Source organism: Capnocytophaga leadbetteri, from assembly GCF_003054025.1.
GTDB classification, from domain to species: Bacteria; Bacteroidota; Bacteroidia; order Flavobacteriales; family Flavobacteriaceae; genus Capnocytophaga; species Capnocytophaga leadbetteri.
Genome location: NZ_QBKG01000005.1, coordinates 1 through 19,702, shown reverse-complemented (window position 1 = coordinate 19,702; position 19,702 = coordinate 1). Strand labels below are relative to the sequence as shown.

Annotated in this window: 25 protein-coding genes; all 25 read right to left on the bottom strand. The window is 37.3% G+C overall.

Features of this window, described 5'->3' with window-relative positions; translation table 11 throughout:
• Positions 1 to 7: 7 nt before the first annotated feature.
• The gene (locus C8P65_RS05875; protein ID WP_107782011.1) at positions 8 to 862 is read right to left on the bottom strand and encodes a PRTRC system ThiF family protein; all 855 of its coding nucleotides are present in this window, start codon (positions 860 to 862) and stop codon (positions 8 to 10) included.
• A 2-nt stretch (positions 863 to 864) separates the two neighbouring features.
• On the bottom strand, positions 865 to 1,587 hold the full coding sequence (locus C8P65_RS05870; protein WP_107782010.1) for a PRTRC system protein B: 723 nt from the start codon (positions 1,585 to 1,587) through the stop codon (positions 865 to 867).
• A gap of 1 nt (position 1,588) precedes the next feature.
• The gene (locus C8P65_RS05865) at positions 1,589 to 2,752 is read right to left on the bottom strand and encodes a hypothetical protein (protein WP_107782009.1); all 1,164 of its coding nucleotides are present in this window, start codon (positions 2,750 to 2,752) and stop codon (positions 1,589 to 1,591) included.
• Between the two features lie 100 nt (positions 2,753 to 2,852).
• Positions 2,853 to 3,071, bottom strand: a complete 219-nt coding sequence (locus C8P65_RS05860) for a PRTRC system protein C (RefSeq protein ID WP_009744763.1) — start codon at positions 3,069 to 3,071, stop codon at positions 2,853 to 2,855.
• Between the two features lie 27 nt (positions 3,072 to 3,098).
• Positions 3,099 to 3,596, bottom strand: coding sequence for a PRTRC system protein E (locus C8P65_RS05855; RefSeq protein WP_002672163.1), 498 nt, complete (start codon positions 3,594 to 3,596; stop codon positions 3,099 to 3,101).
• A gap of 49 nt (positions 3,597 to 3,645) precedes the next feature.
• Entirely contained in the window at positions 3,646 to 3,861 is a 216-nt protein-coding gene (locus C8P65_RS05850; RefSeq protein ID WP_107782008.1) for a hypothetical protein, read from the bottom strand.
• Between the two features lie 19 nt (positions 3,862 to 3,880).
• Positions 3,881 to 4,114 (bottom strand): hypothetical protein, encoded by a 234-nt coding sequence (locus C8P65_RS05845; protein WP_107782007.1) that lies wholly within the window; start codon positions 4,112 to 4,114, stop codon positions 3,881 to 3,883.
• Positions 4,115 to 4,120: 6 nt separating this feature from the next.
• Positions 4,121 to 4,327 carry a hypothetical protein gene (locus tag C8P65_RS05840; RefSeq protein WP_107782006.1) on the bottom strand — a complete coding sequence of 69 codons (207 nt, stop codon included), beginning with the start codon at positions 4,325 to 4,327 and terminating at the stop codon, positions 4,121 to 4,123.
• A complete protein-coding gene (locus C8P65_RS05835) occupies positions 4,324 to 4,770 on the bottom strand; it encodes a hypothetical protein (protein ID WP_107782005.1) in 447 nt (148 codons plus the stop codon). Before C8P65_RS05835 ends, C8P65_RS05840 begins: the two co-directional genes overlap by 4 nt.
• A 29-nt stretch (positions 4,771 to 4,799) precedes the next feature.
• A complete protein-coding gene (locus C8P65_RS05830) occupies positions 4,800 to 5,234 on the bottom strand; it encodes a single-stranded DNA-binding protein (RefSeq protein ID WP_107782004.1) in 435 nt (144 codons plus the stop codon).
• Between the two features lie 25 nt (positions 5,235 to 5,259).
• Positions 5,260 to 5,595, bottom strand: coding sequence for a molybdenum ABC transporter ATP-binding protein (locus C8P65_RS05825; RefSeq protein ID WP_107782003.1), 336 nt, complete (start codon positions 5,593 to 5,595; stop codon positions 5,260 to 5,262).
• A gap of 589 nt (positions 5,596 to 6,184) precedes the next feature.
• Complete coding sequence (locus C8P65_RS05815; protein WP_107782001.1) at positions 6,185 to 7,420, bottom strand: site-specific integrase; 1,236 nt, start codon at positions 7,418 to 7,420, stop codon at positions 6,185 to 6,187.
• 312 nt (positions 7,421 to 7,732) lie between these two features.
• Positions 7,733 to 8,641, bottom strand: a complete 909-nt coding sequence (locus C8P65_RS05810; RefSeq protein ID WP_107782000.1) for a helix-turn-helix transcriptional regulator — start codon at positions 8,639 to 8,641, stop codon at positions 7,733 to 7,735.
• An 11-nt stretch (positions 8,642 to 8,652) separates the two neighbouring features.
• Positions 8,653 to 8,943, bottom strand: coding sequence for a cyclic-phosphate processing receiver domain-containing protein (locus C8P65_RS05805; RefSeq protein ID WP_107781999.1), 291 nt, complete (start codon positions 8,941 to 8,943; stop codon positions 8,653 to 8,655).
• 122 nt (positions 8,944 to 9,065) lie between these two features.
• Positions 9,066 to 9,572: a hypothetical protein gene (locus tag C8P65_RS12245; protein WP_245887343.1), complete on the bottom strand. Its 507-nt coding sequence runs from the start codon at positions 9,570 to 9,572 to the stop codon at positions 9,066 to 9,068.
• A 94-nt stretch (positions 9,573 to 9,666) separates the two neighbouring features.
• Complete coding sequence (locus C8P65_RS12240; RefSeq protein ID WP_245887341.1) at positions 9,667 to 10,089, bottom strand: PD-(D/E)XK nuclease family protein; 423 nt, start codon at positions 10,087 to 10,089, stop codon at positions 9,667 to 9,669.
• Positions 10,090 to 10,167: 78 nt separating this feature from the next.
• A complete protein-coding gene (locus C8P65_RS05795) occupies positions 10,168 to 10,980 on the bottom strand; it encodes a metallophosphoesterase (protein WP_107781998.1) in 813 nt (270 codons plus the stop codon).
• Between the two features lie 54 nt (positions 10,981 to 11,034).
• Positions 11,035 to 11,403 (bottom strand): hypothetical protein, encoded by a 369-nt coding sequence (locus tag C8P65_RS05790; RefSeq protein WP_107781997.1) that lies wholly within the window; start codon positions 11,401 to 11,403, stop codon positions 11,035 to 11,037.
• Positions 11,404 to 11,537: 134 nt separating this feature from the next.
• Complete coding sequence (locus tag C8P65_RS05785) at positions 11,538 to 12,389, bottom strand: hypothetical protein (RefSeq protein WP_107781996.1); 852 nt, start codon at positions 12,387 to 12,389, stop codon at positions 11,538 to 11,540.
• Positions 12,386 to 13,663: a hypothetical protein gene (locus C8P65_RS05780; protein WP_107781995.1), complete on the bottom strand. Its 1,278-nt coding sequence runs from the start codon at positions 13,661 to 13,663 to the stop codon at positions 12,386 to 12,388. The genes C8P65_RS05785 and C8P65_RS05780 overlap by 4 nt, the downstream gene beginning before the upstream one ends.
• A gap of 142 nt (positions 13,664 to 13,805) precedes the next feature.
• A complete protein-coding gene (locus C8P65_RS05775) occupies positions 13,806 to 14,864 on the bottom strand; it encodes a uracil-DNA glycosylase family protein (RefSeq protein WP_107781994.1) in 1,059 nt (352 codons plus the stop codon).
• 59 nt (positions 14,865 to 14,923) lie between these two features.
• Positions 14,924 to 16,312: a hypothetical protein gene (locus C8P65_RS05770; protein ID WP_107781993.1), complete on the bottom strand. Its 1,389-nt coding sequence runs from the start codon at positions 16,310 to 16,312 to the stop codon at positions 14,924 to 14,926.
• 11 nt (positions 16,313 to 16,323) lie between these two features.
• Positions 16,324 to 17,538 (bottom strand): hypothetical protein, encoded by a 1,215-nt coding sequence (locus C8P65_RS05765; RefSeq protein WP_107781992.1) that lies wholly within the window; start codon positions 17,536 to 17,538, stop codon positions 16,324 to 16,326.
• 149 nt (positions 17,539 to 17,687) lie between these two features.
• Positions 17,688 to 18,506: a 5'-nucleotidase, lipoprotein e(P4) family gene (locus C8P65_RS05760; protein WP_107781991.1), complete on the bottom strand. Its 819-nt coding sequence runs from the start codon at positions 18,504 to 18,506 to the stop codon at positions 17,688 to 17,690.
• A 90-nt stretch (positions 18,507 to 18,596) separates the two neighbouring features.
• Positions 18,597 to 19,538 carry a 2-hydroxyacid dehydrogenase gene (locus C8P65_RS05755; RefSeq protein WP_107781990.1) on the bottom strand — a complete coding sequence of 314 codons (942 nt, stop codon included), beginning with the start codon at positions 19,536 to 19,538 and terminating at the stop codon, positions 18,597 to 18,599.
• Between the last annotated feature and the right edge of the window lie 164 nt (positions 19,539 to 19,702).

Genomic DNA, 19,702 nt, shown 5'->3' with positions numbered 1-19,702 from the left:
TTAAGAATTAAACCAATAAGGGTTGTGTACGAAAATCTTTGAGGTTGAGGAAAAAGCCTCTGTAAGGAGTGAGTCCTTCTCTGAACAAGTTCCAAAGTAGGGTGCTTCCCATTTGTGAGAGAGTGGCGTTAATGAACAAATCTTGCTTGGTTAAGGCTTCGGCAAGGGAGCAACTTGGGGTATTGTCATTATGCTCGGATTGCGTTAATAGTTCTCCAAAGGCTTGGGTAATAGTAGGCAGGGTGTCTATAGGGATAAAGGTATCACTATGAGGTTGCTCAATGGCTTGTAAAGTACCTAAAATCACTTGCCCTGAATGGGTGCTGTTGCCAAAATCTAACCAATACTTAGGGTTGTTGTGGTAGTGGTGAGCTCGTTCTAAATAAGTGAGTACTTCCCCAATGTCAAAGCGTGCCTTTGCACTATCTACACACGAAAGGTAAATGCTTCCTCTCATTGTTTCTTCTTCAGAGGGAAAGGTCTCAGTGCTGAATAGCTGTGTTTGCGCTCTCCAATCTGTACCAAAAAAGCGATTGATACGGCTTATTAGAGCAGTGGATTTGTACATTCCTAACTCACAAGCTGAAAAGAGTTGTCTGCCGAGATTGGCAGGGCTTACAAAGTCATTGTCCCAAAGGGTTACCGATAACCCTGCGTGTCCTAAAGCAACCAAAGCGTGGTTAATACGTGCTAAAGCAGTGGCTACTTGCGAGCCTGTGCCTCCTGCTCCTATTAGATGTACTTTAATAGGATTGGTAGCGTTGAGCAAAGCTGTATCAGTAAAATGTACCCGCTCTTTGTGTGTTTGGACAGAGGTATTGAAAGGGTTGAGGGTGTTTGAGGTGTTTAGGGGCTGTTTCATTGTTATAGGATTTGTTGTAAGGTGAGATGATTGGGATTGAGCAGTTCGCAAGGAAAAGGCTTATTACTTTGAGTGAATTCCTGCCAAAGGGTTATTAAGGGTATTTTGGTTATAGGATATGAGCCTAATTGATGAGAAAAATAGCTATTGAAAAAATAATCTTCCCATTGGGTGATAAAGTCTTCTAAGCAAGAGGCTTTACGCTCATTTACCTGCACTGACCCCATACACACATTGCCATTTTCATAGACGTTGAAAAAAGGCGCATAGCACAGAGGTGTATTAAGGTGTGGCTTTTGGTTTTTGACTAAGGCATATATCCAAAGGCTCTTGGGGGTAGCTTTCCACAACAGAGGAGGTAGATTTACTTCTTTGCTTTCTATAGCGAGGGAGGAGGCAAAAAACAACTGCTTTTTTTGTGCTTTAGAGTACCAAACAGCCTGCCCCTCACCTTTATGGGATAGATGGAGCACCCTGCGAGGAATAATACCTTTGGGGACTAAAAAGACTTGTGCTTGCTCTTTTTGGCAGGTGAGCGTTTTGGCAAGTGCTTGCGCTTGGTCGAGGGTAAGCGGTTGTGCGCTTGTAGGGTTACCATTGCTATCAAGGTGTAAGTACTCTACATAACTCTGTGGGTTGTAGCGGTTACTGTCTTCGTAAAAAACAAGTGCCGATGTAGGGCGATATACTTCCCCTACTTCTGGGGTGAGGTCTGTGTATTTCATTTTAAATGCGGTTTAAAAGGGTTATAAGTTTGGTTAAGAGAGGAAAGAAACGCTGTTCAAAATCAAAGTTAGCAGGGGGTGTTGTGCTGTTGAAATGTTTGTAAATGGTAGGGAGTTCTATCTCACTGCATTGGGAGTATTCTCCATTGAGCCAATCTAAAAGATAGGTATGGAATAGGTCACTTTGGTCTTCATAGACAAAAGATAGGTATTTCTCTACTTCAAAAAGTTCCTCTTCACCTTGCTCATAGCCCTCTGCTCTGTGCAAATGGGTATAGATAGAGTGGTTAGGAAAATCCTGCCACAAGGTATAAAAGGCTTGTGAGAGGGCAAGGCATTCGGCTTCTAAATCATTCTTAGGAATAAAGCGGTTTATACGCCTTTGAAAAAAGTCTAAATGGCAAGGGTTACGTATCTTTTTGGAAAGAATAGCACCTATTTGTTGTGCCTGTTTTAAAAGGTGCAGGAGGTGGTCTCTTTCTGCTATTTCTTCATAGTCTTGGCTAATACAATCCTGCAACATTTCATAGGCATAAGCCACAAAACAATCTTCTTGTACATAGTTTGCTATAAAAGCACGTTGGTTTAGGTAGGCATATACCGATAAAAATAGTTCATAAAGTGGTTTGTTTTTATGTACTTTCAGAAGTCTATAAAGCGGTTGCAGAGGGACAAAAAACACTTCGTTAGGCAAATAAAAACGTTCTTCGCAAGAGAAAAAAGCATCGCTATTGGGGGCTTTCAATACTTTTAGTTCACAGAAAGTACCTTTGGTATCTCTCTTTTTGATTTGCTCTTGGCTGTAAGAAAGGGCTAAGGCAATCCCGCAAGAAAGGTCGTACTGCTCTATGGGAAAGGGAGTAAAGCCGTAATGGTCTGCCATTTGAGCAAGGGAACACTTGAGAGTGGTTTTTAGTTGTGCTTGCTCCTCTCCACTAAAAATAATGTGCTTGCTTGAATGATACACTTTAGGAGGGAAGGTCGTTTTTAGAAAACCATTGGCAAAAGAGTTTTCGGGGCTACTTGTTGCTGTTCTTGACGTATCTGTGAGCGGTCTTTGGAGCGTTGGACTGCTTTGGAAAACTCTCTTAATTTGTGGTAGAGTTCTCTCTGTGCTTCGCTTTGTATGGGTGCGAGGTTTTGTTGGGATTGCTGTTGCATACATTTTTAGGTTGTTTTTAGTTTTTGATAATGTTTGTAATTTTAGCTATAAGCCTTGTTTTAAGCTGTTTTACAAGGCTCATAGCTTTAGAATTAGTAGAGATTTAGCCTTTTGTACCCATTGTGATTTGTAGGGGATAGACAACGCTGTCTCCCTCTACATAAGGTGTGCCTGCTTTGGCATTGGTGAGCAGGGGGTAATGGGTGCTGTAAAAATTCTTGACTTGCTCTACTGACCACGATGGATTAGGGTCGGCAAGGTGGATAGTTTGTCGGTTTTCTTCAAAGACAAACATTCTTTTCAGTTGGGTAGCTATGAGCATAACAATACTTTTTTTAGGGGTTAATACTTATTCTTCAAACAAGGTAGGGGCAAAGTGTGTGGATAGTTCTGACCTTTTTTTGCGGATTTTATCGGCATAGTTAGGGAACTCATCGGGAGGAGGTAGTTTTGACCACGCTTCTCGGTACTTGCCCTGCGCTTCTAAATCAGCTACTTTTTTCATAGCCTCATCGTATTTCTTTTGTTGTTTCTCGGCTTTTTCTTTCTCCATAGCTGATTGCCTTTGGGCTTGCTTTTGTGCCTCGATGTACTGCTCCATATTCACAAACAGAGAGGAGGTTTCTTCTAAAGGTTGGGTGATGCTTTGAAAAAAGCCTGCATCTAATTCTTCGGCAGTGCCTCTAAGTACTAAGGGAGGCAAAAGGTGCTTGGCAGGGTCTGAACATTGTTCATTCTCAAGCAATACCGATACAACAAGCTGGCTATTTGCTTCTTGGGTTATGACTAAGTGCAGTTTGCCTTGTATGGCTAACTGAGCAATTTGATTGAAAAAATGGGTTTCCATTGGATACTTCGTTTTTAAATTGATACTTCTGTTTTTATATCCTTATCTTTTAAGGGACTTTTTTAATAGTGTTTTCAGTGCGATAACTCACTGTGTAGCCGTTTGCCTTTACGATAGCTTCTAAGGTTTGTCGGGCTTTGAGGGTTGCCTCTCGGTCTTGGTCACTAAGGTTCATAAAGTGCAGTGGCTCAAAAGTTCGGATGATTATCCCTATATAGGACAGGGCTTGGGTGTCGGTTGCTAAGGGCTGTTTGAGTGTTTTCATTGAGATACTCTTTTTTAGGTTAAACTACTTCTTGGGGTTCTATCTCAAACTCAATGCTTCTTTTGCTACATTGGGTTTGGTCGTACCATTGCAAGTTGGTTAGGTCGTCTTGGGTAAAGGCTAGCTTGTACCGCTTGCAATAGGCTTTTATCATTTCGATTGCTTTGTTCTTGCTTATGCATACTTGCATAAGGACACGGCTACTCATATAGTGCCAGCTATCGGTTTTATAGACTAAGTAAACGCTTTCCATAGGCTGTTAGGTTTTATTAAGGGTTGAGTTTTGGGCTTCTTTGAGTTGCTTTAGTTTAATATATAAGTCCTGCCAATAGGCTTTTAGCCTCTTGTCTAACGCCTTGTGGGTATTGTCAGTATGCTTATACCTTCTAAAGCTATCGGCTTGCGCTAAGGCTTTATCAAGGTCGGTTACCTCTATAGGTGCGCCATTGAGGTCTGTTATTATCATTTTTCAAAGGTTTTAAAAAGTTCTTCAAAACGGATGTCGTCCGTCCAATACTCATCGGAGGAGTATTTTCCATAGGCTTTTATATAGAAATCATCGTATCGAGTAAATACGCTTCGGTAAATATCCAAACGGCTTTCAGGCGTATTGAAAGAGGCTAATTCCTCCTCAGTGAGTTCCACAAAAGCCCAAGTGCGTTCTTCCAAGAGGGACAAGTCGGGTTGTTCCTCATCGCTGAGGGTATAAAAGTCGGTTCTTGCCTCATAGAAACTAAGGTTTACAAAATTGGGGTCGCTCTTTAGGGTAGATACTTGTTGGGCTATTTTTTTCACTTTCTCAAGCCATTGCTCGGTAAGGGTGATAAGGGCAAAGTCGCAACTATCCCATTCGCTATTGGTATAGGCACGCACCAATAGGTGTGTTGTAGGTGTTTTGCTGATATTCATTTTCTGTTCAATTTTAAAGGGTTATACATTTAGAAAGGCAAATCGTCCTCGTCTTCCTCTACGACTTGCCCTGTTGTGACTTGGGGCTTTGGCAAAGGTGTTATAGCATTTACGTTATTTGTCTCACTTGCAGAGATATTAGGTGTTACTTCTGCTTTCTTGCTAAAGTGGAATTTAATTTTGGAGGTGTGAAAGTTCAAGCCTGCTTGAGGTTCTCCCTCACGATTGAGCCACGCTCGTGCCGATACTCGTCCTTCCAATTCAACCAATGTGCCTTTGGTAAGGTATGGAGCAACCCCCGTACTGAGCCAATAAGCACAGTCAAAAAAGGAGGTTTGCTGTACGTTTTCACCTGCTTTGTTTCGGTAGTTGTCGTTCACTGCTACAGAGAAATTAACGACTTGTTTGCCATTTGATAGGGTTTGCACTTGTGCATTTTCGGTAAGTCTTCCTACGATATTCATAAGCGTTCTATTTGTTATTAGGTTACTAAATTTCTACTATTTGGTCTATGTGCCCATAAAGATAGGCACGGAGGCTGGTGCGGTCGATAGCATAGTATTCATACCAAGTATTATACTGCTTTACAATGAACTTTCTCAGTATATCGGAAAAGTCAAATCGGTAGCCCAATAAGGGGATAGCATTTCTGAAAAAGCAGTTACTATTGACCGCTTGGGTAATCCAATTTTTTTCTATTCGGGTGAGTTTCTCACCGCTATTGAGCTTTACACGGAGCTGATAGACTTGGCAGTCTTTCAGATGTTCTAAGGGGCTTATTTCGTGAGACACGAATTTAGTTGCGATACAGGGTTCTTTTTTCATCTTGTTGCATTTTAGGAGTTTTATACGGCTTTACGGCTTGTTTAGACACGATACGCACGATTTTCGGCTTTTAGGTTGTCTTTTTGAAATTTTTTATTCGACAATGGGAGGAAAAGCGGTATTCGTTTCAAAAAACAATCTGTAAGAAGCGGCATTTTTCTCATATTTGACATTTTTTTTATTCGCTTAAAGGTCGGAATGAGCTGGTTTCGTTTCGAGTGCCATAAAAGGTCTGTGTTTAGCTTCTGCAAGGTTTTTAAAAAAAATACTACCCGCAGGACAACGGACAAGGGCTGGAGATTTTTTTGAAAACCCATCGGGCTTGACCTTGCAAGAAGCGTTAATAACACAGAAATACCTTTGCACTCGAACAACGAACCGCCATTACGTGCCTTAAGTGTTTAAAACAGGGAAAATAGGTAAGTCTTAATGACGTATTTCTATTTGTGGCAAACGAATACCCTTTTCCTTATTTGTTGAAGTCTTTTTCTCTTCTAATAGCTTTCTGTAAGGCAACAAAAAAATCCATCGACACATCTCTTTTTGAAATGTTATCAATGGATTTTAATTCTAAGAAGGAATTTGTTAGTTATCCTATTTTTAAGTTTTTTAATCGTTCGGCAGCAATTTCCATATCCTTGCTGATTTTCTCATTGGTGATTTTAGCATAAATCTGGGTGGTTTTGATATTCTTATGTCCCATCATCTTGCTAACACTTTCCAAGGGGACTCCTTCTGTTAAGAACAAAGTACCAAAGGTATGGCGTGCCCAGTGAAAGGAGATAGGTTTTTCACGAATGATATTACAATCTTTCATCATCTTTTTGATTAGAAGGTTGCAATTAGCATTGGAGGGTGTAGGAAACAATGCCTCAGTACGAGTTGTACCCTCATATTTTTCAATAATTTTCTCGGCTATATCCAATAGACGTACATTACAGGGTACATCGGATTTCTGACGACGTTTGATAAGCCATTTGTTGCCGTCAAAGAACGATTGTAAATGACTTTTCTTGAGTTGTTTGATGTCAATATACGAAAAACCTGTAAAGCAACTAAAAACAAATAGGTCTCGTACTAATTCAACAGAAGCACTCTTAGGGTGATATTGCAGAAGGGCTTCTACTTCCTCTCTAAGTAAATAACCTCTGTCTTTCTCTTCCATAGAGTTAGTGTAGTTCTTAAATGGATTGCGATGGATGATGCCTTTGTCTATGGCTATTTCTACCATTTTGCAAAGGGGCATCATGTATACCCAAATGGTGTTCTGCGCAAGAGCTTTATTGACTCTAAGATAGAAGTCGAACTCATTGATAAAGTCTTCTGTTAATTCTTTGAAAGAGATATCGCTTTTGCGATATTTATATTGGATAAACTCACTCAAATGAGTGTATGCATTTTTGTATTTATTGAGTGTTCTCCAACTTCTAACACCTTTTTCTACCATCAAGGCAAAATCTTCTTTGAACTTCTCATAGACTTTTAGTAAGGAATCTTCTACTACTCCTATACCCAAAAAAGTAGTTTTTAGTTTTTGTGCAGTAACCACCCCCTCGTACTTCATCAGCTCTTCGTAATGAGTAATGATACGTGAGCGAATTTCTTCTAACTTGTGGTTGAGTTGGGTAGCTTCTTCTGTTTTACCTATTACCCTTCCGTACTTCAAATCCCATTTCTGTGGAAGGATTTCAAGTTTGGTACTGAACTGAGCTACCTGATTGTCAATGGTAATACGCCCCATAATAGCAACCTTACCGTTCTTCTTTGGGGCGTTCTTTTTAAGGTAGAACAATACCTTAAAAGTTGAGCGTTTTACTTTTTCCATACTCTAATTTTTTAATTTGCGAAAGTACTTCTTATTAAGTTACTATACAAGATGAAAAAAGGTGTAAAACACTGAAATATAACCTGTTAATAAAAAATATTTTTCAAGATATTAGGTAATGATTTAGAAACCTAATTTTGGAAAAACCTGTCCAAATCATCTAAGTCTCTGTCTTCTCTTATCTTCCTATCAAAAAAAGTAATCCCCTTTGTTTGAGTTAATTATATTATTTTTTGTAGTTTTACTTTTTAAAATAGCTTTTTTGCAAAGATACAAAATAATTACAAATGACAAATTACAAATGACTAAATTTTACAAATACTGTTCATATGCTTTTTTTAGATGTTCTCTTACCTCTTCAGCCAATGTAGCAGGAGCAAGCACTTTCACATACTGACTGCGGGCGCATATCTCCATCACAAAATTGTAAGTAGGGACGAGCAGCAAGCTGATACGCACCTCATCCTCATTGTCCTCTAATAGCTTTTGCGAGGGGTGCAATGGTAGTGTTTTGATGTATTGCCCCTGCTCGTAGTCAAACGATAAAATGATCTCTTGCGGAGGTGTTCCCATATCAATCATTACCCCATAAGTATTTTTAAAGAGAGCTTCTATATTCACCTTTTTGCGTTGTACTTTAGTAATTGTAACCTCCAATTGAGAAATACGGTCTAAGCCAAAAGCCTTAAACTGCAAAGGCTCTTTGTGCTCAGCGGCAATGAGATACCAACGCCTGTTGTGTTCCTTTAAGGCATAAGGCACCATCTCACGCAGGCGAGCTACCCCTTCCCAAAATTTGGTGTAGAAAAACCGCACAGTACGATGTTTTTCTATAGCCTCAATAATGTCTTCAATATGGTTTAAGCCCAGCGTTTTCTCTTGTCGTTCAAATAGTAGCACCTCTTGCATCTCTTTAGTGCGACGGTAAGCATCTACCAATAAGATATTGTCAAAAATAGCATACCGATTCGTCAGTTCGCTTTCTTCAATCACCCATCGCCCCTTACCATTAGGCGCAATATAAATCATAAAAATATCTTCTAACAGATGCCTATCCCGCTGAAAAGTTTTCTCTGAGAAGCTAAACTTCTCGCAATCTTTATCCTCGTGCTTTTGTTTTAGGTAGTCGTATAGTTCCTGATAGCTAAGTCCTTCTTCAGGAGCCTTTTCAAGAGCTTTTACGATATGCACTAATCGCAATAATTGTTCTTTTTTAGCCATAGTTTTATTTATTAAAATTCTATATTCTTTTTAAAATTTGCTAATAGTTGTTCTATATTTGCCTTACCTACAGGGTTTTGACTGTGCACTACAAACTCGGGCAAAGGCAACTGACGGTCTAAACAATAATCCACCAAATATTTGGCACAATCATAGCCCGAAAACTCCTCGCCCAAATCGTGGTCAAACGAGATAAAATCAGGCAACCCATAATGCTGAAGATAAGCTACAAATTCCTCGTAACTATACACCCGCTCAAACCCCTCAGGAGTAGTACGGAGGTCGTCTAAGTAAAGATTCATTGTATTACTTTAAAAATTACACTGCAAAGATATAAAATAAAATGGACAAAATATGACCGACTATATTTTTTTCTACAAAAAAACTCCCCACTTTTTTAGGAGTGGGGAGGGGTTGATAGATATTATTTTAGAATTTCTTCTCGTAAGAAATTTAGATATTTAGTTAGATTTTCAACTACTTTTTGAGCATTTACAAACCCTTTTTCATTAGCCAACCAGTTCTCTTTATCAACAATAGCAACTGTCATATACTTACCATTACCAAATCTATCAGGTTTTCTAATTTCGTCTAATCCTAAAGCGTTTGCTTTCTCAATAATTAAATTGTAAAGCTCATTACGAGTGTTTGCTCTGTCAAAATTATCAGGCAAATCAATATCGTCAGGGTCTGTAGATAATTTAAAGCACAATTTCCCTTCTTCAAGTTGTATGTATACGGGATAGTCTCCCCAATACTCCCAATTAAGAATGGCATTCCAAAAACCTCCATTTGGATTGTTTACATAATGCCATTTTTGTATATAGATTTTAGTTTCGATAAGCTTGAAAAAGCCTTGCCAATCATTGCCATTCCATTCGTCTAAAGGCTTATGTTCAAAGTCAGTACTTAACTTTTCTAAGTTAGTCATACGTTCGTAAAAATCAATAAAAATATTGTTTTTAATATCTTTATGACTATTAAGTAAAGTTATGAAGTCAGTCCTGTCAAAGATAGCGTATCCTTTATCTTTTATCTTTTATTGCATTAAAAATACTCAAACTTTCATTTCCTGTTTTAAGGTAAATACAAATAGGTGTTTCATATTTGTTTTCTGAACACCATTTTTCTGCTATTTCCTTATAACGTTCTAATTGATTAGAATGTTCTGAACTAATGGTTTTATCCTCTATTATGATAAGATATTTACCATTTACTTTTGCTCGTATATCAATGTTTTTCCATTGACGCTCCGCTTCAACTGTAAGTATCGGGTCATTAAAATTTGGAATTTGTTTTTTTATGAGCATAGAAACAAATTCTTTTGCACATAGGTTTAATTCCTTATCGTATTGCTGATTATCATTATCAGCAAAAGCCAATAGCCAAGTGATAAAAGCATCCTGACTAAGTTCTTTAGTGGCGATGTCAAAAATATTTGGTTTCATAAAAATACTTTATATGATTATATTAGCGCTGCAAATATATAACTTTTTTTAATACAATATTAACTTTTTTTCATTTTTTCACACCTCCACCCATCGTTCCCAGTCAAACCCTTCGTGTTCATCTCGCATTACGTAGCCTAATTGGTTGGTGAGTAGATGGGTGCTACCTACCTTAAAGTCGGGTTGGTTAAAATGGTGATGCCCGTAAATCCAATAATCTATAGGGTTTGAGACGATAAAATCGGTCAGGTCTTGCGCAAAGGCTTCATTTAGAGGACTGTCGGCGTATATTTCGGGGTAATGCTCTTTGGTGGGTACGTAATGGGTGGCGACCAATATACGCTCTATCTCGCCAGCTTGCTTGGCTTTAGCCGCTTTTTTTACTTCTTTCTTCAAGAAACGCACCGCTTCTTTGTTAAAATAGTTAAAATCAGCTATTTCCAAAGAATCTATCTCACCTCCTTTAGCAGGGTTTAGCACAGTAATATAGCGGAAATCATTCATTCCGTACTTTATAGCTTTTTCGTTCTTTTTGCTGATATGGCTCCACATCGTGCTAAGTATCAGCTGAGTGTTGCCTATACGCTCGCTATAGTTATCTACCAAGTAGAGGTTAGGCACTTCTTTCAAGGGCTGCTCACAGCGACTGCTCTCATAGTGGTGCGTATAGAGGTAATACTCGTGGTTGCCAGGCAACCAAAATACCTTTTCAAAACCCTTGCAGAGGTCAGCTATTTCACTTTTATAGAGTGCTTTAGAGAGATTTGCAAAAGGCACAAGGTCGCCAGCGATAATAAGAATATCACCCACCCGCTTTATAGGGCAGTTGCTTAAGAAGTTTAAATTATCTTCAAATTCGAGGTGTAAGTCTGAACAGTATTGTATTTTCATTTTTTTAGTTAAATAAAGGACAAAGTTAAGAAATAAAAATTATTTAAACGGTGTTTAAACAATTTCTTTTACAGTAACTTTTAAATGCTCTTCGTATTCATCATCTTTAACGTAAAAATGGTGAGTAGTAAGAAGTTCAACATCGGTTTCAATCCCCTCATCAGCACGCCATTTTTTGAGTTCCTCACGAGTGAGGTTCCCCTCAGAGTCGTAGTAGTAAAGAGTGCGTTCTAAGAATATTTTGTCTTTTTTTTCAAATTTGAGATTAGGGCGTTCGCCTATAACCTCGAAACTATTTTTATATTCTCGTTTTTCATTGCGCTCTACTTTTTGCCCTTGTTCATTGTAGAGAATGATTTCTGTACTATAATAGCCATCAGACCAGGGAAATTTTTCATTATCTTTATCAACATACCGACTCACTTCTTTTACAAGTACTCCTGCTTCATTATAAGTGTATTCTTCTGTCCATTCACATTGTTCCTCTTTTTTGAGGGCATACTTTCCTTTTCTGATTTTCTCCCAATTTTCATAATAGGTACGTTTTACTTTTTTTACTAATCTTTTTTATGGTCGAAAGTAGAGATCGTCTCTTCGACCCTACGTCCATCTGGGTAATGCTCAATTGTTTCTGTATAATTATCCTTTCTTATAGTACGAATATAGCCTTTTGGAATAAAAGTTCGAGGGCCTGGGAATGTTAATAAAGTAACATTCTCTCGGTTGTATTGATAGTGTACTCCGTTTTTCTCCAATAGTTTATTCTTATCATCATAAATAGAAATTTCTTCTATAGTTAGCAACCTATCAGTAACCCAAGACTCTCTTTTCATAATTGTATTGCCATTGTAGTCGAAAGTATAGCGTCTAAATCTTTTTTCGCCCCAAGCATAATCGTACTCTTCTATGAAAAGTTTTTTCCCCTTTTCGTCATAAGTAAAGCATTCTAAACAAGTTCTATCTCCTTTAGTAAAGAATCCTTCACAACCTGTCCAAACTTCTTGTGAAGTAAGGCTCTTTTTGTCATCACATTTTTGGTGGAATACAATTTTCTCAATTTGCTCAGGGGGAAAGCCTAATTGCAATACCCTTTCTTTAATGGGGGTGAATATAGTACGCTTTTCTTCATCGGTGTAGAAGGGAAGAATAAAATTGAGAATTTCTTCGCTAAGTTCATAGAAAGAACAGTTTATATACGAGTGTTCGTAGTCGTATACTTCACGCAATTTTATATATTTGTTGTTAGGATATACAAAGCGGCGTTCACTAAGGCGACCCTCACTATCGAAATATTTTTCTTCTTCAGTAGTATATTGACGGTCACGAGTGAGGTTGCCACAAGTCATTGTCTCAAAAGCATCAGCAAAGATAAGTTTTTGGGTATCGGTAAAGTTGTCTAAGGTTATCATTTTTTTACAGTAACTTTTAAATGTTCTTTGTATTCATCATTTTCAACGTAAAAATGGTGAGTAGTAAAGTGTTCAACATTGGTTTCAATACCCTCATCAGCACACCATTTTTTCAGTTCCTCACGAGTGAGGTTCCCCTCAGAGTCGTAGTAGTAAAGGGTTTGCTCTAAAAATATTTTGTATTTAGGTTCAAAACCATTTTTATACTTAGTTTTTTTATTGTGTTCTACTTTTTGTCCTTGCTCATTATAGTTAAAAGTTTCAACACTATAACTATCTATTTGAGGTATATCATCGTCAAAAGAAATATATTCTCGTTTTACTAATAAGCCTGCAACGTTATAGGTGTTCTGTTCTATAGTTTCTCTGATAATATCTTTCTTGCGAGGTCTGTATCTCTTTTTGTTTTTTCCGTAATTGCAATAGGTAGTTTCCACTTTTCTAACCAACTGATGATTTTGGTTAAGAGTAGAGACTATTTTTTCAGTTTTCCCAAATTCAGTAATACATTTGGTGGTTTCAGTAAAAGTGTCTTTCTTTTGAGTATGTAAGTAACCTATTTCGCTGTATTTTCTCGGTTTCTCAGGATACATTCTGATACAATTAGCTTTGTTCTTGTGGTAGTATTCGTAGTACAAATTTCCTTCTTGTACCAACCTATCTTCTGCATCATAACTAAAAAACTTTACTGAAGGATCACATATATCATAAAATATTTTTTCCATTATTTTTTTTCCAGTATATTCAAATACATAACGCCCTTTGCTTTTTTCAGGGTAATAAGAATTGTATTTCTCTCGCCAAATAGCCCATCCTTCCTTGTTATAAGTAGTGTTTTCAATATCAAAAGATTCTCCATAAATTGAAGATTTATCTATCAAAACTTTTTGTTCGGTTAGGTTTTTAGGGTCGTTACACTGTTGAGAAAGTGACAGTCTTTCAATATTCTCTAATGAAAAACCTAATTGCTGTACCCTTTCTTTGAGAGGGGTAAACATAGTGCGCTGCTCATCATCGGTATAGAGAGGCACCGTAAGGCGAAGGAGTTCTTCATTATTTTCAAAGAAAAACTTGGTAACGCGTGATCGCTTGTAGTCGTAAGCTTCGCGTACTTTCAGTTTGCCATCAGGATATACAAAACGCCGTTCGCTGAGGCGACTTTCACTATCAAAGTCTTTTTCTTCTTGATAGTAATTATCACAAATGATTGCCATAAAAGCATCAGCAAAGATAAGTTTTTGGATAGGAGTAAAGTTATCTAATGTCATATTCATATTCTTTGGGTTTATTTTTATTTTTTGGCAAAGGTATTATGAATAGTGGACAAACTACGTCCTGCAAAATAAAAAATATCAATTTAAATAAAAAAAGGCACGATTTTTAGAATCGCGCCTTGTAAAGTTGGTAAGTGATAGGTTATTGCTGTGCTTTAATAGCATTAAGAAGAGAGAGGAGGTCATCAGCAATTTCTTGCTCAATAGCTTGGTCTTGTGGGTAGTTGTTTAAGAATTTTTCTACAAACCAAGCGTTTACTTCAATGCTAAATGGTTCTTTAAAGGTATTTTTGTACACCTCTGTGTTTTCTAACTTTTTAGGGTGTTCTAAAGAACGGAAAGAAAGATATTTTTCATTCTGATTTAGGTCGATTCTGAAGTCTAAAACATCATTGCCAACTCCCTTACATTGAGCTGCATAAATGTTTTCCTTATTTTTCCATAGAGTAAACTCTAATTTTCCAGCCAAAATTTTGTTTATCTTTTCAATATTAACATCAGAAGCTTTTACATTAGGTTTGAAAGTAAAAGGTTTGAGGGGCTTACCTTCATAAAACTCTTTTATGTTTGTGTCAATAGCTTCGTATTCTGCTGCTGACACGGCATAAGAGGGGTGAGAAATGGCAAGTACTTGTTTCCCAAACAAATCTCCTCCTTGCACAAGCAGTCGTTTAGTTTTACCTTTTAGTAGTGTTTTTTCAATTTTAGAAATACTTTCCATACCTTCTAAGCCCAAAACAATAATATGTTTAGGATTGATAATCTCAATAAACTTCTTAGTAAGTTCTTTACATATTTGTATTGCTTCAGGATGTTTCTTGATTTTTTCAAAAACAGAAGTGCCAAAGTACACATAATTCATAAAACAGTAGTTATTACTATCTACTGCTTGCTTGATAAACGGAATTCTGTTTAAACCTCTAAAGATTTTCCATTCTTCTTTTTCCTCAATAAAAGGATTCCCCTTTAATAAGCGTTCAATCGTGATTTTACCATCTTTGAATTCCCATTTATCATTTCTCCTTTGCTCTTCATACTTTCCTTCTGATCCTGGGTTTAACCCAATAATCAAGAGTTCGGGGTTCATTTTAGCTTCTGTTTGTAGAGGGTAGTAAGCTAAATCAATTTGTTCGGCAATAGGGGTGATTTTCTCTATCACTTCAGCTGCCCATTGTTCTAATTCGGGTACGAATTTACTCATATTGGTTTGTTTTTGTTTTGCACTGCAAATATAATAATTAATTTTGATTTAAACGGTGTTTAAATATTTTCTTTTACAATAATTTTTAAATGTTCTTCACATTCATCTTCTTTAAAGTAAAAATGATGTGTAGTAAGAAGTTCAACATCGGTTTCAATACCCTCATCACCACGCCATTTTTTCAGTTCCTCACGAGTGAGGTTACCTTCAGAGTCATAGTAGTAAAGAGTGCGTTCTAAGAATATTTTGTCTTTTGTTTCAAATTTGAGATTAGGGCGTTTGCCTATAATCTCCCAACTATTTTTATATTCTCGTTTTTCATTGCGCTCTACTTTTTGCCCTTGCTCATTGTAGAGAATGATTTCTGTACTATAATAGCCATCAGACCAAGAAACATCTTCATTATCTTTATCAACATACCGACTCACTTCTTTTACAAGTACTCCTGCTTCGTTATAAGTGTATTCTTGAACTGTTTTATTTGTTATTTCATCACTTCGTACTTTTTTCTCTCCTATCCAATTTTTGTATTTTACTAAATAATTAGTCTCTGTTTTTTTTATGATTTTACCAGTAAGGTCAAAGGTAGTAATTTCTTCTTTACCTCTATGGTCATCTTCAGTACAAATAGTTTCGTGAGTTTTGTCCCCTTTTTTTTCTATGAGTTTGCGACTCTCTTCGGCAATCTCTTTAGGATTATTGAGATATATTTTTGTGCGAATCACTTCATCCCCCTTATAAGTGTAATGTTTTATACCTCTAAACCCTCCATAGCGATTGGTATCTATACGTTGTATCACTCGGTTTTGTTTATCATATAATGATACTTCTATAGAGCTTAAAGTATCTTCTTCCCAAGAATGTCCTTGAAAAATTTGGTTATTTTGAGCGTCAAAAGTACGATACTCTATGCGTTGTTCTCCCCAAGAAGATACATATTCTTCTATAGCACATATATTATCTCTCTCATCACAAGTAATATTATCTATACTTGTTCTGTGAGCTTTTTCAAAGTACCCTTCACAACTATGCCAAGTTTTCTGTTGCATACCTCCAATTTTGTCAGTACTTTTTATCTTAAGGCTAATTTCTGTTACCTGCTCAGGCGCAAATCCTAAGTTTTGTACTCGTTCTTTAATAGGGATATGTTTAGCTCTCAATTCGTGCTCACGGTATAAAGGCAAACTAAATTCCAGAATCTCACGACCAAATTCATAGAATGACTTATGTACTATCCCTTTGTTGTAGTCATAGCGTTCTACTAATCTGGGTCTCCCATAGTGTACAAAGCGTCTTTCTAATAGGCGTCCGTTTTCGTCAAAATCTTTTTCTTCCAAAGCAGGCTCTTTGTAGTCAGTTTTTGCACTGCTAGGGACATTGCAGGTCATCGCCTCAAAAGCATCGGCAAAAGCTATTTTGTGCTTTTCTGAAAAATAAGCTAAGGTCATAACTAAGTATTTTATAAGTTTGTTTTTACTGTAATTTCCAAATGTTCATCATAATCATCTGTTAAGGTGTAAAAATGATGAGTAAGGTGTGTAGGAGTGCTTTCTAATAAAAGTTTTCCCTCCGTATCGTAAGTATAAATAGTCTTTTTTGAAGTATAAACTTCTCTGTTTGAGTTTTTACGCCTATAGATACGCTCTGTTTTTTGCCCTTGTGTGTTGTAAAGTAGAATTTCAAGTTCAGTAAAACTATCGGTGCTGAGGTGTATTTCCTTTGTAAGTACACCTTGCTCGTTGTAAATATACCTACTGATTTTCTCACTACTTTTTTTGTGTCTATCGGTGTAAGTAGTATTTATTCTATGTACTACTTTATCATACTCGTTAAAAGTAGTAAGTTGTTTAACAGTTTCAAAGTTATCATTATAATGTTCAGCTATTTGGGTGAGAGTACCTTTTTTAAGAGTATGTGTATACCCTTCTTTTTTACTTTTAGTAGGATCTTTGGGGTCTATTTTTATTACCTTTGTTTTGTTTTTTCGCGGGTTAGGAGTATAATTCAGAATATTGCAAACACCCTCTCGGTTAGTGATAATTTTCTGCCTAAGTTTCTTGTTATCATCGTAATGATATACCTCCACTGTACTAAAAGTGTTCTCATCCCAAGAGCTTAATTCAATAAGGGTCTGACCATTCAAATCAACTGTGCGCAGTATGTTTCGTTTTTCATTCCAATAAGCATTAAAACCCTCACTAGAATAGAGATTATTTCTTTCATCATAGCGGATATTATCTATTCCCATACTGCCTTTTTGGGCAAAAAATCCCTTACACCAATTGTAAGTTTCTTGTAGTTTTTGTCCTTTTTCGTTGTAGTTTTTTAGTCGTACAGTTATTTTACTGATTTCTTCAGGCTGAAACCCTAAATTCAGTATACGTTCTTTGATAGGCAGATAAAGGGTTCTTTGCCTTTCTTCTGTATAAATAGGATAGATAAGGTGTACTATCTCCTCGCTATAAGGATATAGTTTTTTATGCACATAATTGCGTTGATAATCATATATTTCTCTAAAGAGGAGTTTCTTTTCATCGTTGTACAAACGGCGTTCGGTAAGACGATTTTGTTCATCGAAGTCTTTTTCTTCACGAGTATCTTGGCAGAGCATAGCTTCTAGTATATCAGCATAAGCTATTTTTAGCTTGTCACTAAAGTTGTCTAAAATCATCATAAAAGGTGTTTTTTATTATTTCTGCGGCAAAAATACAGCAGATACCAGACAAACCACGACCACCAAATAATAATTTGCAAAAAAAAATGACAAACCTCACTCTCGCAAGATTTGCCATTTACTAATTTGCTAATTTCCAAATTTGCTAATTACTTAAACGCTTTCGTCTTATTCTTAATAATCAATTCTTTTTGTTCAGCAGGGATAGAGTATTTATTGCCATAGGCAGCCCCTTCCCAATCGCCGTAAGAGTAGTTAGGTAGGATAATAAAGCGTTTACCAAACTCGTTGCGGTTGTTATGTACGGCCTCTGAGCGCCCTTCAGGAGTACGACTGTCGAAGTCTTTAGCAAAGTCAGAAAGGTTATCCCCCATTAGCAGCACGATGTCGTAATCCTTAGCTATCTGTAGGCGACGGTTCTCTTTGCTTTTCTCAGCAGTGCGGAGTATCAGTCTACTATCAGAAGGGAAAGGGAAGTTATACTTGCGTAAGTTCTTAGCAGTGCCTTCGCGCTCTTTCTCTAAACGATTGGTTACGTAGAAGATAGCCACCCCTTTGCTGTCAGCGTATTTAAAGAAATCCAACGCCCCTACCAGCGGTTTGGCATCGCCTAATACCGTCCATTCTTCCCACGCCTCTTGCGAGTAGCTAATACCCTTTTTAGCACAGTAAGCTTCAAAAGGCGAGTTGTCTAAGAAAGTCTCGTCAATATCAGTAACGACAGCCAGTGGTTTATCGCCTTTTTTAGCAAGAGCTTTGTCTAAACGCAGCTGAGCTACATTAAAGGCTTGCAAACAAAGAGCTTCGTATTCAGCAGCATTTTGCTGAAAGTAAGAAGACCATAGCTTACCGTTAGCGATGAGCGTGCTTTCGCCTTTGGGGGCTTGTGCTGCGGTAGAGGTTTTGGTAGCACAACAGCCTCCTAATAACAGAGCCGCTACCCCAATCAATAAATAATTCTTTTTCATACAATCTATTATATTAGTCGTTAGTCACACAATTATAATTCACTAATTTTCTAATTTTCTAATTCCCAAATTTTCTAATTCCCAAATTTGCTAATTTTCAAATTTGCTAATTATCTTATCCACAATCGTCTGAGCCAGTTTTTCCTTGCTTTCAAGTGTCCAACCAGCTATATGGGGGGTTAGTATTACATTGTCAGCCTCCAAAAGGTATTTAAACGCTTCGGGCATCTGCTTATCGCTAAAAAAATCTTCAAACGAGGCTTTTTCATATTCAAGCACATCTAATCCAGCCCCTAATACTTTGCCGCTTTGTAAGGCGCGCACCAAATCATCAGTAACGACACTCTTGCCGCGTGCTGTGTTCAAAAACCAAAAGCTTTTGGCAAAACTGTTTATGAACGCTTCGTTAATCATTCCTGCTGTTTGCGGTGTTTGTGGGGTGTGCAGACTTACCACATCTGCCTGACGGAAAAAATCTACTAAAGTTACTTGGCGAGCGTTTTCATCGCCTTTGTTGGGCAGTATATCATAGCAGATTACTTGGCAGTCAAAGCCTCGTAGCTTTTTAGCAAAGCTCTTACCCATATTTCCGTAGCCTATAATACCTACCGTTTTGCCGTCTAACTCCCAACCGCGATTTTCCTCGCGCAACCATTTGCCGTTCTTGATTTCGTTATTCGCTTTTTTCAGCTTGTTTAGTAGTGATAACAGCATTCCTAAAGCGTGCTCACCTACGGCATTGCGGTTGCCTTCAGGGGCAGCTATGAGGCTGATACCCTTGCTTTCAGCATAAGCTACGTCTATATTCTCAAGACCGGCACCCACTCTGCCTATAAATTTTAAGCGAGTAGCCTTGTCTAAAAATGTCTTGTCAATAGGAAATCTACTGCGGATAATAATCCCATCATAATCAGCTATTTTAGCCTCTATTTCAGCCTTAGTACTGGTGTAGTCTTCGTGGTTTTCAAACCCTTGTGCGCTGAGTTGAGCGAGCATCAAAGGGTGATTTTTGTCCATGTGAAGTATTTTCATTTCTCTCTTGTTTTTCACTGCAAAGGTACAAAACAATTAGCAATTAGCAATTAATAATTGATAAAATTACACGGCGTTCGCATTTAAAAATAACTTAGTATCTTTGCTGTCAAAAAGATATTATGGATAGTTGTTTTACAGAATCATTTAAAGATTTAGAAGAT

Coding starts and splice junctions, on each gene's coding strand:
- C8P65_RS05875 (WP_107782011.1), bottom strand. CDS start 862: ATGAAACAGCCCCTAAACACCTCAAACACCCTCAACCCTTTCAATACC.
- C8P65_RS05870 (WP_107782010.1), bottom strand. CDS start 1,587: ATGAAATACACAGACCTCACCCCAGAAGTAGGGGAAGTATATCGCCCT.
- C8P65_RS05865 (WP_107782009.1), bottom strand. CDS start 2,752: ATGTATGCAACAGCAATCCCAACAAAACCTCGCACCCATACAAAGCGA.
- C8P65_RS05860 (WP_009744763.1), bottom strand. CDS start 3,071: ATGCTCATAGCTACCCAACTGAAAAGAATGTTTGTCTTTGAAGAAAAC.
- C8P65_RS05855 (WP_002672163.1), bottom strand. CDS start 3,596: ATGGAAACCCATTTTTTCAATCAAATTGCTCAGTTAGCCATACAAGGC.
- C8P65_RS05850 (WP_107782008.1), bottom strand. CDS start 3,861: ATGAAAACACTCAAACAGCCCTTAGCAACCGACACCCAAGCCCTGTCC.
- C8P65_RS05845 (WP_107782007.1), bottom strand. CDS start 4,114: ATGGAAAGCGTTTACTTAGTCTATAAAACCGATAGCTGGCACTATATG.
- C8P65_RS05840 (WP_107782006.1), bottom strand. CDS start 4,327: ATGATAATAACAGACCTCAATGGCGCACCTATAGAGGTAACCGACCTT.
- C8P65_RS05835 (WP_107782005.1), bottom strand. CDS start 4,770: ATGAATATCAGCAAAACACCTACAACACACCTATTGGTGCGTGCCTAT.
- C8P65_RS05830 (WP_107782004.1), bottom strand. CDS start 5,234: ATGAATATCGTAGGAAGACTTACCGAAAATGCACAAGTGCAAACCCTA.
- C8P65_RS05825 (WP_107782003.1), bottom strand. CDS start 5,595: ATGAAAAAAGAACCCTGTATCGCAACTAAATTCGTGTCTCACGAAATA.
- C8P65_RS05815 (WP_107782001.1), bottom strand. CDS start 7,420: ATGGAAAAAGTAAAACGCTCAACTTTTAAGGTATTGTTCTACCTTAAA.
- C8P65_RS05810 (WP_107782000.1), bottom strand. CDS start 8,641: ATGGCTAAAAAAGAACAATTATTGCGATTAGTGCATATCGTAAAAGCT.
- C8P65_RS05805 (WP_107781999.1), bottom strand. CDS start 8,943: ATGAATCTTTACTTAGACGACCTCCGTACTACTCCTGAGGGGTTTGAG.
- C8P65_RS12245 (WP_245887343.1), bottom strand. CDS start 9,572: ATGACTAACTTAGAAAAGTTAAGTACTGACTTTGAACATAAGCCTTTA.
- C8P65_RS12240 (WP_245887341.1), bottom strand. CDS start 10,089: ATGAAACCAAATATTTTTGACATCGCCACTAAAGAACTTAGTCAGGAT.
- C8P65_RS05795 (WP_107781998.1), bottom strand. CDS start 10,980: ATGAAAATACAATACTGTTCAGACTTACACCTCGAATTTGAAGATAAT.
- C8P65_RS05785 (WP_107781996.1), bottom strand. CDS start 12,389: ATGATAACCTTAGACAACTTTACCGATACCCAAAAACTTATCTTTGCT.
- C8P65_RS05780 (WP_107781995.1), bottom strand. CDS start 13,663: ATGAATATGACATTAGATAACTTTACTCCTATCCAAAAACTTATCTTT.
- C8P65_RS05775 (WP_107781994.1), bottom strand. CDS start 14,864: ATGAGTAAATTCGTACCCGAATTAGAACAATGGGCAGCTGAAGTGATA.
- C8P65_RS05770 (WP_107781993.1), bottom strand. CDS start 16,312: ATGACCTTAGCTTATTTTTCAGAAAAGCACAAAATAGCTTTTGCCGAT.
- C8P65_RS05765 (WP_107781992.1), bottom strand. CDS start 17,538: ATGATGATTTTAGACAACTTTAGTGACAAGCTAAAAATAGCTTATGCT.
- C8P65_RS05760 (WP_107781991.1), bottom strand. CDS start 18,506: ATGAAAAAGAATTATTTATTGATTGGGGTAGCGGCTCTGTTATTAGGA.
- C8P65_RS05755 (WP_107781990.1), bottom strand. CDS start 19,538: ATGAAAATACTTCACATGGACAAAAATCACCCTTTGATGCTCGCTCAA.